The 12,887-nt window shown below is 68.2% G+C and carries 13 protein-coding genes and 1 tRNA gene; all 14 read right to left on the bottom strand.

What is annotated here, in order from left to right; all coding sequences use genetic code 11:
- Window positions 1–67: 67 nt before the first annotated feature.
- A complete protein-coding gene (locus tag ASF09_RS03035) occupies window positions 68–1,117 on the bottom strand; it encodes a Leu/Phe/Val dehydrogenase (protein WP_060524440.1) in 1,050 nt (349 codons plus the stop codon).
- 111 nt (window positions 1,118–1,228) lie between these two features.
- A tRNA-His gene (locus tag ASF09_RS03030) sits at window positions 1,229–1,305 on the bottom strand.
- A 66-nt stretch (window positions 1,306–1,371) separates the two neighbouring features.
- Window positions 1,372–2,097, bottom strand: a complete 726-nt coding sequence (gspN, locus tag ASF09_RS03025; RefSeq protein ID WP_060524438.1) for a type II secretion system protein N — start codon at window positions 2,095–2,097, stop codon at window positions 1,372–1,374.
- Window positions 2,094–2,570: a type II secretion system protein GspM gene (gspM, locus tag ASF09_RS03020; protein ID WP_056058034.1), complete on the bottom strand. Its 477-nt coding sequence runs from the start codon at window positions 2,568–2,570 to the stop codon at window positions 2,094–2,096. Before gspM ends, gspN begins: the two co-directional genes overlap by 4 nt.
- Complete coding sequence (gspL, locus tag ASF09_RS03015) at window positions 2,567–3,652, bottom strand: type II secretion system protein GspL (protein WP_060524436.1); 1,086 nt, start codon at window positions 3,650–3,652, stop codon at window positions 2,567–2,569. Before gspL ends, gspM begins: the two co-directional genes overlap by 4 nt.
- Entirely contained in the window at window positions 3,649–4,647 is a 999-nt protein-coding gene (gene gspK, locus ASF09_RS03010; RefSeq protein ID WP_235529544.1) for a type II secretion system minor pseudopilin GspK, read from the bottom strand. Before gspK ends, gspL begins: the two co-directional genes overlap by 4 nt.
- The gene (gspJ, locus tag ASF09_RS03005; RefSeq protein WP_235529539.1) at window positions 4,634–5,320 is read right to left on the bottom strand and encodes a type II secretion system minor pseudopilin GspJ; all 687 of its coding nucleotides are present in this window, start codon (window positions 5,318–5,320) and stop codon (window positions 4,634–4,636) included. Before gspJ ends, gspK begins: the two co-directional genes overlap by 14 nt.
- The gene (gene gspI / locus ASF09_RS03000; protein ID WP_060524434.1) at window positions 5,317–5,721 is read right to left on the bottom strand and encodes a type II secretion system minor pseudopilin GspI; all 405 of its coding nucleotides are present in this window, start codon (window positions 5,719–5,721) and stop codon (window positions 5,317–5,319) included. The genes gspJ and gspI overlap by 4 nt, the downstream gene beginning before the upstream one ends.
- Complete coding sequence (locus ASF09_RS02995; protein ID WP_327196537.1) at window positions 5,711–6,196, bottom strand: GspH/FimT family pseudopilin; 486 nt, start codon at window positions 6,194–6,196, stop codon at window positions 5,711–5,713. The genes gspI and ASF09_RS02995 overlap by 11 nt, the downstream gene beginning before the upstream one ends.
- Window positions 6,197–6,200: 4 nt before the next feature.
- Window positions 6,201–6,641 (bottom strand): type II secretion system major pseudopilin GspG, encoded by a 441-nt coding sequence (gspG, locus tag ASF09_RS02990; RefSeq protein ID WP_082444053.1) that lies wholly within the window; start codon window positions 6,639–6,641, stop codon window positions 6,201–6,203.
- An 8-nt stretch (window positions 6,642–6,649) separates the two neighbouring features.
- On the bottom strand, window positions 6,650–7,876 hold the full coding sequence (gene gspF / locus ASF09_RS02985) for a type II secretion system inner membrane protein GspF (RefSeq protein WP_060524432.1): 1,227 nt from the start codon (window positions 7,874–7,876) through the stop codon (window positions 6,650–6,652).
- Between the two features lie 183 nt (window positions 7,877–8,059).
- Window positions 8,060–9,724 (bottom strand): ATPase, T2SS/T4P/T4SS family, encoded by a 1,665-nt coding sequence (locus ASF09_RS02980; protein ID WP_082444014.1) that lies wholly within the window; start codon window positions 9,722–9,724, stop codon window positions 8,060–8,062.
- Window positions 9,721–11,940 (bottom strand): type II secretion system secretin GspD, encoded by a 2,220-nt coding sequence (gspD, locus tag ASF09_RS02975; RefSeq protein WP_060524430.1) that lies wholly within the window; start codon window positions 11,938–11,940, stop codon window positions 9,721–9,723. The genes ASF09_RS02980 and gspD overlap by 4 nt, the downstream gene beginning before the upstream one ends.
- Window positions 11,937–12,764, bottom strand: coding sequence for a type II secretion system protein N (locus tag ASF09_RS02970; protein ID WP_060524428.1), 828 nt, complete (start codon window positions 12,762–12,764; stop codon window positions 11,937–11,939). The genes gspD and ASF09_RS02970 overlap by 4 nt, the downstream gene beginning before the upstream one ends.
- Window positions 12,765–12,887: the final 123 nt, after the last annotated feature.

Raw genomic sequence — 12,887 nt, 5'->3', positions numbered from 1 at the left:
ATCGTTCGCCCCAACTCCCCTCATCCGGCACTGCGTGCCACCTTTTCCCCTGAGGGGAGAAGGACGCTTAGCGGCCGATCAAGCCCTTCGCGATGCTGTCTGCGACGTCCGACGAAGGCTCGCCCGAACGATCGCTCTCGTTCCACACTTCGATCAAGCGCTCCGGGATCCGAGCGATCCGTGCCTTAACCTCGGCCTCGTCGCCCTGCCCGAGATATTCGAGCCCGACATTGATGATCCCGCCTGCGTTGATGACGTAGTCCGGCGCATACAGGATGCCGCGTGCGTGCAGCCGAGCACCGTCCTCGCGGACGCTCAGCTGGTTATTCGCGCCGCCGGCGACGACCTTCGCCTTCAGCGCGGCGATCGACATCTCGGTCAGGATAGCACCGAGTGCGTTCGGGCTGAAGATATCCGCCTCGGTGGTCAGGATCGCCTCGGCCACCACCGCGGTCGCGCCGAGCTCAGCCGCCAGCTTCTGCGCACGGCCCTCGTCGACGTCGGCCAGCGTCAGCACCGCGCCGTCCTTGGCCAGCAACCGCGCGAGACCGCCGCCGACCGAGCCGACGCCCTGGATCGCGACGCGCACGCCCTTCATGTCGGTCGCGCCGAGGCCACGCTGAGCCGCCGCCTTCACGCCGAGATAGATGCCGAGCGCGGTGTACGGCCCGGGATCGCCACCCGCAGCGCCGCTCGCGACCGGCAGGCCGGAGACGTAGCGCGTCTGGCTGGCGATCACCTTCATGCGGTCTTCGGACATGCCGACGTCCTCGGCCGTCACGTAGCGCCCGCCGAGCGAGTCGACCGCGCGGCCGAACGCCTCGAGCTGCGCGGTCGTGATGACGTCGCCCGGCTTGGCCGCGAGGACCACGCCCTTGCCGCCGCCAAGCTCCAGGCCCGCCATCGCGTTCTTGAAGCTCATGCCGCGCGACAGACGCAACGCGTCGGTCACCGCGCGGCCATTGTCCGCATAATGCCAGAAGCGTGCGCCACCGGCTGCCGGCCCGAGCTTGGTCGAGTGCACCGCGATCACCGCGTGCAGGCCCGATTCGGGATCGGTGAAGGCATGAACGCCCTCGTGGTCGTCGAAATCGGGAAGGTCCCAAACCGCTGTCATCGCCGGCTCCTGAGGAGAATAAAATTACCGGGAGGCGAAATATTATTTTCCGGCCGGTTTTACCAGCCCAAAGCGCTCACGTTGGGGAGGCTCGGAAAAATAATGGGAAAATGGGGCGACCGACGGGACTTGAACCCGCAACATCCGGCATCACAAGCCGACGCTCTAACCAATTGAACTACGACCGCCGCGTAGGCATCGCCCCCTAGCGGGGGTCACCGGGCGGCGTCAACCGTCGACTTGCCAAAAAGACGTCAAAAACGTCCTTCGATGGCGAGCTTGTACCCGTTCGGGCCGCTCACGAAGCCCGCCTGCTCGAGCTTCTGGACCGCCAACGGATCGGACGGACGCAGCGACAGCTCGGCGCGGTAGGTCCCTGCCCCCTCGATCCGGAGCGCGATGCCCTCGGTCCCAGACTGGCTCGCCAGCGGCAGCAGCAACGCCGTGCCGTCGCAGCGCGCGGTGCCGCTCACCGACTGCGGCAAGGTGATCCCGCCGACGTCACCCGCCAGCGTTGCGCGGACGCGGCCCTCGGCGGCCTCGCACTGGCCATCGCGGAAGCGGACCGAGACGTCGTCGAGGTCGAGCGCGGAGACGGGCACCGGCGCGAACAGCCGGCCGGTCGCGACCGTGGCGGTCATGTGATCGACGCCGAAGCCGTGGCGACTGACGCTCGCCGACCCGCGCAACGGCTTGGCCGACACCGATTCGGGACCGGCGAAGACGATCGTCGCGCGGCCGACCAGCAGCGGCAGCGGCGACAGCCGCGCGTGCAGATCGCCGAGCGCGAGATCGCCGAACCGCGCTTCGGTCAGCGTCGCGCCCCAGATCGTCCCCGACACGCGCCGCGCGACCAGCCCTTCGTCGCCGACACCGACCCAGCCGAGCACCGCGCGCATCGGCAGGAACACGATCAGCGCGATCAGCAGCATGCCACCGAACAGCGCGGCGGGACCGGTTCGCAAACGGATCCGCCTCATGCCGCACGCGCCTTCAACGTAAGCGCGACGCCGACGGTCTTGTCGCCCTTGTCGGTCATCGCCACCGAATCGACGAGGATGCCGAGCCGTTCAAGCCGCGCGAGCCACGCGACCAATGCAGCAGGACGTGCCGACTGGATGCCGACGCGGACCCGGCTCGCGCCATCCTGATCGAGCGAGGCGAGCGCGAAGCCGGCCTGGTCCGCCTCGGCGCGTACTGCGTCGGCCAGCGTGCCGGTCAGCGGCGTGGCGCGCGTCCGCTGGATATCGCGCAACGTCGCGACTTGCGCGCGCGTTTCGCCGAGCCGGGTAACGGCGTCGGCGTGACGTTCGCGCGCACTGGACAGGCCGTCGCCGACCGGGCGGATGATCAGCGCCCATAGCAACGTAAGGACCGCTAGCCCCGCCATCACGAGCAACAGCCGCCGCTCCCTGAGCGAGCGTCCTTCGAACCACGTCTTCAGTCCGGTCATCGTCCGCTCTCCGGGCTGATCGTGAGTTCACCCGTCACGCGGCCGGCTGCCGCCTGGAACACGCCGGCGCGGACCGAGAAGCCGGCTGATTCGAGCGCTCGTTTGAGGTCGGTCGCCAAGGCTTCCCGTTCGACCGCCACCGACAGGCGCAGGTCGCCGTTCGCCTGGAAATCGAGCGCGGTGACTTCGGTGCCGGGCGTCGCACGCACCGCCGCGAACACCGCCGCGGTCGTGCTGGTGAAGCCGAGCCCCGGGCCGCGGACGCGCGACAGGCGCTCGTCGAGTTGGCGGCTGGAATCGACGACCGTCTCGCCGCGCGGCAAACCGGTGACCGCGACCGTATTGGCCTCCGCCTCCAACGCATCCGCGCCGAAGCTGTACTTCGCGATGCGGACGAGCGAAATCGCGAGGGTCACGGCCAGAATCGTCAGCGATAACAGCGCGAGCCGACGGATCAGCCCCCAGTCGATCGCGAACCTTCGCCGCCGCGCGAACGGCCCCTGGCGTAGGTCGAGCGGTGGCGACGCGACGGCGGCAACGATCGCTGCCTCCAGCGTATCGCGGTCGATCGTCGCAGGCGCAGTGCCGCCGGTCACAAGCTCCGTCAGTCGCGCCTCATCGGCGAACCCGCTGGAGGTGCCACGCACGACACCGCTGCCAGCGAGTTCCGCCCGCGCGTACCCCTCTTCGGGTCGCGGAAGGAGCATCGGTGCGGGAATGACGGCGACCGGGTCGACGCCCGCCTCCGCCAGCATCAGCAGCCAGTCGCGCATCGTCGCGGCACCGACGACGCCGATCGGTCGTTCGCTGGTGCCTTCGTCCCCGACTGCGACATGGAGTTCGGCGAGCGGCGACGCACTTGCTTCGCTCGCCAGGATACGCGCGGCCGCTGTCGCCTGCGCCGCGGACCGCGACGGCAGTTCCGCCCAATGCAGCGTCACCGCGTCGGCGGGCGCGACCGCGATCGTCTCGTCGTCGATCGCATCGGGGATACCCTCCCCTTCCCCGACCACGCGCGCATCCGCAACGCGCATCCAGCGATATCCGGTCTCGCCGGCGGGAAGGAACAGCAAAGTCGTCATGATGGCTCGCCCCATTGCCGCGATACAAGCTGCGCGGGAAGCCGGTTCGCGTCGATCAACGCACGTTCCTGCATTTGCGTCGTGCCGAGCGTCACGTCGATATCGAGCGTGAACCATTTCGACAGCACCTGCGCGTCCACACCGGGCGCGATATTGGCGGCGCCAAGCAACGACGCGCCCTTCTGCAATTCGTCGAAGGTCGCATAGCCCTGCAACGGTCGCCGCAGCAGCAGTTGCTGGGCGGCACCAACCGACAGAGTATCCGGATACATCATCGCGAGCAGCACGCTCTGTTCGGGCAGCAGCGTGTTGACGTTGATCGGCGACGGCTTGGTGAAGGGCAGCGTGCAGATCCACGGGCGAATCTTCGTGTAGATCTCAGGCGTCATCCCGGCGATCGCGCGCAGTTCGCTGGGGTCGCTCATCAGCGTGCCGGCGGTGCGGTACGACGGCACACGGCCGAGATATGCGCCGTCCTCGGCCCCCATCGGTGACTGGTCCTGATCGCTGTCGATCCAGTCGGTCGTGCCCGCCGCGACCTGTTCCGCGACCTGCACCGGCACGTCGAGCAGCCGCATCAGGCGGACGAACTGCGGCCGCACATCGCCACGCGCGACGTACACGCCGGGGGTGGTCATGCCGACGAGAGAATTCAGGTTGAAGCAGTTCGCCCCGTCGCGGACGCGCGCGGTCGCGAAGCCTCCGGGGACCGGCAGGCCGAACGGGGTGTTGCTCCAGCCGCCGGCCAACGTGACTCGCGTAGGCTTTGGCGCGAGCAGGTTGGAGACGCGAGTCAGCGCCATCGTCTCCGCCGCGAGTGCATAGGCGCGCGCCTGCTCGCCGGTCGCGGCATTGCTAGCAAGCCGGGTCGACAGCCGGAGTTTTTCCAGCGCCGCCCCCGCCATCACCGCGATGATCGCGACGAGCATCAGCACGGTGAGCAGCGCCGCGCCCCGTTCCCGCCCACGCTCGAGGCCGCGATCAGGTGCGCGCACCGGGCGTCTCCTGTCCGGGAGGTGTGACCGCAGGTGGCGTGGCGGCTGGACCCGTTCCATCGGATGGCGCGGGCACGTAGCTGGTGCCGACGAGGAACATCTGGCGGAACTGCGTACCGTCGTCGCGCTGGACGGTAAGTTCCATCGCGTCGGGCAACGGCCTGCCGCTCGCACCATCCCAGCGATCGCTCCAGGCGCCCGCGATGCGATAGCGGAGTGCGACCTGGCGGACTTTGGTGAGCAACGCGGCAGGCGGAAGCGGTTGCGCGCCGTCGACCATCGGATAGGCGATCCGCTGGAACACGCCCCCATCAACGCGATAGGCAACCTTCTGCATGCTGGAGCGCGCCGCACCGTCGATATTGCTCCAGCCGGCGCGGACGAGGCGGAGCATCGGCGTGACGCCCGACCCGCTCTCGCCGATGAACGCGGGAACGCTGGTGCCGGCCTCGTCGCGGGTAGCGCGGTTCGACGCCTGGGCGAGATCGGCGGACAGGATCGACATCGTCCGCGTGAGTGCGCTGATGTCGTCGAGCTTCGCACCGGTCGAACTCTGCGCCTTCACGCTGAACGACAGGATCGCCACGCCGGCGGCGGCGATCATGCCGAAGATCATAAGCGACACCATGACTTCGATGAGCGTGAAGCCGGCCTCGGTTTTCGGAGGCGTCACATCACCATCCGCGGTGCTGGTCGGACCATCGTCAGACGACCGAGTTGCGTGCCGGTCCGGTCGGCGACCTCTACGTCGATCCGCAACACGCTCGATCCGCCGAGTGCGCTGACCTGCCGGGTCCACATCCAGGGCTGGCCGCCGTTCGTCTCGACGCCGGTGACGCGGCCTGCGGTCGGTGGTTGCGCGCTGGTGACCGCGTCGATCGCGACGTTGCGCGCGACCATCTGTGCGACGAGCGTTTCGTCGAGGATGGAGGCGCCGCGGATCGTCGCGCTTTCCAGACGCACCAGCGCCATCGCCGCGAGGCTGAAGACTGCCAGCGCGACCATGATTTCTATCAACGTGAAGCCGTGTTCGGCGTAACGTCGACGAAGGGTGAAGCCGCGCTCAGCCCGCATCGGCTCTTACGCTGCCGTCGGCGTCGATGTGGACGGTCGCTGCTACACCGCCACGATCAAGGCGGATCTCCGCAGGGCGATCGACGAGGCCGGTCGGGTCGAACGTCACGCGCAGGCGGCCGCTGGTGTCGCCGATGCTGGCTCTGGTGCCGTCGTTCCAGCGTTCAACGCGCATCGGTTTCTCCGCGATCGGCGTCCAACCGCCAGCCAGCCGCCGGTCGAAGCCGTAGCCACCACCGCTGATCCAGACGCTCACCGGACGCGCCTCGACGATCGCCGAGTCATGCGCGGCGCGGGCCCGCAAGGCGAAGCGCGTCGCCTCGTCGAGCACGCGGCCGCGCGGGTCCGGCATCACGAGCACAGCTACCGCCGAGGCCAAGCCAATGATCGTGACGACGACCATCAGCTCGACCAGCGTGAAGCCACTTTCGCGTCTCCGCGAAAGTGTCCCCGCGCAGGCGGGGACCCAGTCCAAGGACTTATTGCCAGCTGCCGATATCGGCATCGATCCCCTCGCCGCCTTCCTTGCCGTCAGCCCCGAAGGTCCAGACGTCGGCCTCGCCGTGTGCGCCCGGCGAGGCATAGAGATAAGGACGACCCCAGGGATCGTTCGGCAGCTTCTTCAGATATCCGCCACGCTGATAGCGCGATGGATCGGCGAGCCCTGCAGGCGCCGAGACGAGCGCGTTCAGCCCCTGCGTGGTGTTGGGGAAGGTCATGTTCTGGAGCTTGTAGAGCTCCAGCCCACCCTCGATCTGCGCGATGTCGGCCTTCGCCTTCTGGATCCGCGCGGTGTCGCCCGAGGGCAGCACGTTGAGCGCGACGATGGTGGCAAGCAGGCCGATGATCACGATCACCACCATCAGCTCGACGAGGGTAAAGCCGGCCTCGCGGCGCTTCTTTTTATCTTCGGGACGCATGAACAACCTCATTGTCCGGCCAGCGTGTTGAGCTGGAGGATCGGGAGCAGGATGGATAGCACGATCGTCGCGACGATGCCGCCCATCACGACGATGATCAGCGGTTCGAGCAGCGAAAGTGCGGTGGCGGTGAAACGGTCGAACTCGCGTTCGAGATAATCGGCGGCGCGCTCCAGCATCTCGTCGAGCCGGCCCGCCGCTTCACCGCTTGCCGCGAGATAGGTCAGCAGCGGGGGGAAGACGCCGGCGCGGCGCATCGCGGCGGAGAGCGAACCACCGCCGCGGATCGCGTCGACGATCTGGTCCGACGCCTGACGGAGGCGGCGGTTGTGGATCGTGCTGGCGGTGAGGTTGAGGCCATCGAGCAGCGGCAGGCGGCTCGCGACCATCGTGCCGAGCGTGCGCGCCATACGTGCTGCGTGGAGGTCTCGGATCAGCCGGCCGAGCAGCGGAATGCGGAGCAGCCAGCCGTCGAAGGCGAGCCTGAGCGTCGGGTCCTTGAGCGCCCGCCACCCGGCGAGACCGCCGCCGACGACGATCAGCAGCATCACCCACCAGTATCCGACGAGGAACGCCGAGAACGCCATCACCATGCGCGTCAACAGCGGCAGTTGCTGGCCGACCGTGTCGAATTGCTCGACCACCTGCGGCACCACGAACATCATCAGCGCGGTGACGACGCCGAACGCGACGAGCGCGAGGATCGACGGGTAGGCGAGCGCAGTGATGAGCTTGCCGCGGATTTCAGCCTGGCGTTCGAGCAGGGCCGCCAAGCGGTCGAGGATGGTCGGGAGCGAGCCCGAGCTTTCACCGGCGGACACCATTGCGCGGTAGAGCGGCGGGAAGCTCTTGGGTTCGCGCGCCATTGCGTCGGCGAGGCGGCGGCCTTCGACGACGCCGGCGTGGACGTGCTGGACTATCGTGCGGACGCTGTCCTGCTCGGTCTGGCGCGTGATCGTGCGGAGCGATTCCTCCAGCGGGGAGACTCGGTTGAGGGTGGCGAGCTGGCGGGTGAAGAGCGTGAGGTTCTTGCCCGACATCTTCGGCGTGCCGAGTTGAAGGCCGAAGAGCGGGCGGCCTTTCGAGGCTTGTGGCGGCGCGCCGGCGGAAATCTTCACGACGTAGAACTTGCGCGCGTCGAGGGTCGCTCGTGCGACGTCGATGTCGGACGCGGCGACGTGGCCGCGGCGTTCGGCGCCCTTGGTGTCGATCGCGATGTAGTCGAAGTCCGCCATCATCCTCCCCTGCAAGGGGAGGGGGACCGCCGCGAAGCGGTGGTGGAGGGGGCGTGCCGCGCACGTTCCGGCTGTGGCCGCCACGCACTGCTGGCGGCGTACGGCCGGTGGTGCGAGCGTGGTGAGCCCCCTCCACCAGCTTCGCTGGTTCCCCTCCCCGTTCCGGGGAGGAATTGCCGCACGCTACGCAACTACTGAATCCTCGACTGCTTCGGTGGTGTCGCGGCGGGATACTCGGACGGCTTCTTCGGCGGTGGTTTGGCCGGAGAGGACTAGGTCGCGGGCCGATTGCGCCAAGTTCGGGGACTTCGCGAATGCGTGCGCGGTGATCTCCGACTCGTGGCCGTCGGTGTTGATCAGGCGGCGGATCGTGTCGTCGATGCGGACAGCTTCGAAGACGCCGATGCGGCCCTTGTAGCCGGTCTGGTTGCAGTCTTCGCAGCCTTGCGCGACGTAGACGATCGCGTCGGAGGGGATGCCGAGCAACGGGGCTACCGTATCCGACGCGGGCACGGCCTTACGGCACGTCGGGCAGAGCCGGCGGACGAGGCGCTGGGCGATCACCGCACGCAACGTCGAGGCGAGCAGGAAGCTCTCGACCTTCATGTCGCGCATGCGGGTGATCGCGCCGATCGCGTCGTTGGTGTGGACCGTGGACAGCACGAGATGGCCGGTGAGCGACGCCTGCACCGCGATCTCGGCAGTCTCGCGGTCGCGGATTTCGCCGACCATCACGACGTCCGGATCCTGGCGGAGGATCGCGCGTAGCCCTGCCGCGAAGGTCAGGCCGACCTTTGGGTTCACCTGGGTCTGGCCGACGCCGTCGACCGCGTACTCCACGGGGTCCTCGACGGTGAGGATGTTGCGGCTGCCGTCGTTGAGCAGGCGTAGCGCGGCGTAGAGCGATGTGGTCTTGCCCGAACCGGTCGGGCCAGTGACGAGGATGATGCCGTTGGGCTCGCTGAGCGCTTCGTTGAGCAGTGCGAACAACGCGGGCGGCAGCCCGAGCGCTTTGAGGTCGATGCCGGCGTTTTCCTTGTCGAGGATACGCAGCACCACGCGTTCCCCTGCGCGCGACGGCAGCGTCGAGACGCGGACGTCGAGCAGCTTGCCGCCGAGCGTCAGCCCCATCCGCCCGTCCTGCGGGACGCGGCGCTCGGCGATGTCGAGGCGCGCCATGACCTTGATACGGCTGACCACGACCGGCGCGACGTTGGGCGGCATGCGCAGCGTTTCGCGCAGCACGCCGTCGATGCGCATGCGGACGACAAGGCCGGACTCGTACGGCTCGATATGGATGTCCGACACGCCGTTGCGCGCGGCGTCGGCGATGATGCCGTTGATGAGACGGATAGCGGGGGCATCGTCGGCGGTGTCGAGCAGGTCCTCCGCCGTCGGCATGTCGCCGGCGAGCAGGTCGAGTTCGTCGCCCATCCCGACTGCGGCGAGCGCGTTGGCCTGGCCGTCCATCGCGTAGACGTTCGACAGGAGGCGGTCGAACGCGATCTGCTCGACGAAGGTGACGTCGAACGGGCGAGCGAGATAGCGGCGGAGTTCGAGCAGGACTTTCGGGTCTGCGCCGGCGCGCATGGCGATGGTGAGGTGGGAGTCCGTGTCGGCGTGGTCGACTACGACGCCGAACTTTCGGGCGAAGGCGTAGGGGATGGTGATCTGGGGGAGATCACTGCTCCCCTCCCGCTCGCGGGAGGGATTGGGGGAGGGATTGGGGGAGGGAATGACATACCCCTCGATCGCGTCGTCCGGGAGTAAGACAGGCCCTCCCCCGACCCCTCCCGCAAGCGGGAGGGGAGCAGAAGCGTCGATCTCGTGGCCTTCGCGGATGATCATTTCCTGGGCCGCACGACCATCGTCGAGGTGCGGACCGGGACGGCGATGCGCGGGTCTTCGATGTTGCCGGGGATCGGTGCGCTCGGGATCGGCGGAGCCGCGCCCATGTAGTCGCGGACGAGCTGGTCGATCGACGGCTCGGCGCCCGGCTCCTGCAAGCCCTGTTGCAGGCGGACATAGCCATAGCGCTGTTCGGTCAGCTTACGGCTGTCTTCCGCGGTGCGCAGGATCGTCGGGCGGATGAAGATCATCAGGTTGGTCTTCGACCGCTGCTTCGCCTTCGAGGTGAACAGATGGCCGAGCACGGGGATGTCGCCGAGCAGCGGGATCTTCTCGATCGTGCGGCGCTCGTTATCGTCGAGCAGGCCGCTGATCACCGCGATCTGGCCGTCGTCGACGGTGCGGACGGTCTCGACCTCGCGCTTGTTGAGGATCAGGTCGCTATTGTCGCTCGATACCGGGCCGGCGATCGAACTGACCTCGAGGCGGAGGTTGAGCTTCACCGTACCGCTCGAGTTCACCTGCGGCCGCACGGTCAGCTCGATGCCGACATTCTGGCGCTGCGTGGTGCGGAACGCGTTGTCGAAATTGGTGCTGAGCGCCTGCCCCGTGGTGATCGGAATCTCCTGCCCGACGAGGCTGTGCGCCTCCTGGTTGTCGAGCGTGACGAGGTGCGGGACCTGGAGCAGGTTCGAGGTCGTGTCGCTCTTCACCGCGTTGATGATCGCGCCGAAGAACGTGCTGCCGATCTTGCCGCCGAACCCGCCAAAGCCGCCGGTGGCCGCGAGGATCGATGCGATCGCCGACTGCTGCAAAGCGTCCGCCGCGGCATTGGGCGTGTTCGTTTCGGTGCGCGTGCCATCGGGCGCGACGACCGTCGTGCCGTTGCCGCCAATCGAACGCGCGCCGATCGCGCCGGCAATCTGGAGGATGTTGGGCGCGGAGTTCGAGAAGGTCGATGCGCCGAACGCTCCACCGCTCGGGTCACCGACGATGAACTGCGCACCGAGCGTCCTCGCGGTCGAATCGGAGACCTCGGCGACGATAGCCTCGACGAGTACCTGTTCGCGGCGGGTGTCGAGCTGGCGGACGACTTCGTTCAACTGACGCTGGATCTCGGCGGGTGCGGCGATGACGATCGCGTTGGCACCGGCAAAGCGCGTAACGACCGCGGCGGTCTTGCCGCCGGCTGCGGTGATCGCCGCCTGGCCCGATCCGCCGCCCCCGCCGCTCGACGACGGTCCGGATTGCGGGATCTGAGGTTGCGAGAAGTTCGACTGGCCGCCGGACGCACCGTTAGTGCTGCTCGACCCGAAATTCGAGCGCGACAAGGCGGTCTGCACGGGCTGCGTCGGGGTCTGGCCGACGAGTTCCTGCAACACCGGCAGCAGTTGCTCGGCATCGGCGTTTTCGAGGAAGACGACCTTGATCTCGGTGCCGTTGCGTGCCTTCTGGTCGAGGTCGGCGGCGACCTGCGCGAGGCGGGCGACCGTGGTCGGATCGCCGCGCAGCGCGACCGCGTTCGAGCCCTCGACCGCGACCACCGATGCGCTCGGGCCGGAGCCTGCGCCACCGCCCTGCCCGCCTTGACCGCCGCCAGTGCCAGTTCCGATCAGGCCCTGGAGCGCGGTGGCGATCTCCTTCGCGCTGGCGTTCTTCAGCGCGACGACGCGCGTGGAGGAGGTGTCGGTGTCGATCCGGCGAAGGACTTCGCGGATGCGCCGGATGTTGTCGGCGAAATCGACCACGACGAGGCTGTTGCCGCCACGGTTCGCGCTGACCGAGCCCTGCGCGCTGACCAGCGGGCGAACCGTCTCGACTGCGGACTGCGCGTCGATCGCGCGGAGGCGGATGATCTCGGTAACGTAGCTGTTGCGTGCGGCGCCCGCGACGCCGATCCGGCTCGGCTGCGAGGCGGCGTTGTCGAGCGGCTGGACGCGGAACGCGCCGCCCGAAGTCGGCACCGCGACGAGGCCGTTGGCGCGCAACGTCGAGAGGAATATCTCGAAATATTCGGAGCGCGACAGCGGGCGATCGGTGACAACGGTCACCTTGCCGGCGACGCGGTTGTCGATGATGAACGTGCGCCCGGTGACCTTGGCGGCGTCGGCGATAAACGCGCGGATATCGGCATCGCGGACGTTGAGCGTGGTCTGCGCGTGGACGCCTGCCGCAAGTGCGAGCGCCACGACGGGGCCGAGAAGCAGTTTTTTCATTGGGGTGGCGCGATCGTAATGGCGAGCGGCAGGGTATCCTGGCCGCGTTCTACGGTGATGGGGACGTTGCCGCCGCCCGCGAAATCCTTGGCGATGCGGTCGAGATCGCCGGGGCCCGAAACGGGCCGCCCGCCGATCGAGGTGACGACATCGCCGTCCTTGAGCCCGGCGGAGCGGAAGACGTTGCCCGAGCCCTGCGACCGGACCGTCAGCCCGCTGATGCGGCCGCCGTCGATCCTCGGGATGAAGCCGATCTCGCTGCGCAACTGAGCGATCGGGATACCGGCGGCGGGCGCTGGTGCTCCGGGCGCACCCGCCGGTGCCGCACCCGGAGCGACCGGCGTGACGGCGCCCGACTGGTCGAGGAACAGGTCCTCGTCGGCACCGCCACGGTCAATCGTGACGTGATCGAACGCGACCGACTTGAGGCGCACGCCCGGCTGGATCTCGTCGCCGACCGCGACGCTTTGCTGGAGACCGTCAGGACCGGCGATGATCGCGGAGCTACGCGCCATCGCTTCGTCGATGCGCGTGCCGAACAGGGTCAGCTGGAGCGACGTGACGGTGGCGGGTGCGCCCGCCGCCCCACCGAGGCGGAAGAACGGATCGAACCCGCGCAAGATATCGGCGGGCGATCCGACGACCATCGGCGCAGCCGGGCGCCAGTCGCCGAGCGGCGTGATCGGCGTCACGATCGTCCACGCAAGCCGCGCGCACTGCGTGGCCAGCCCGGCCAGCAGCGCGAGTTCGACGACACTATAGACATTCACGACCGGTATACGCCGCAAGATACGGCGCGCCCGCGCGTCCAGCTTCAACCGCATCCGCGACCCACCCCAATTTCCCGCATCCCGTCGCGTAGGCATGCCATGTTACAATTCCGCGTCAATGGCTTGCCCGCCGAATATGCGCAATCCGGTGCCGGGCGCGCCGAGATGACGGACAGG

The sequence above is a fragment of the Sphingomonas sp. Leaf242 genome, assembly GCF_001422045.1.
GTDB lineage: Bacteria > Pseudomonadota > Alphaproteobacteria > Sphingomonadales > Sphingomonadaceae > Sphingomonas.
This window is presented reverse-complemented; position numbering and strand designations above follow the sequence as displayed.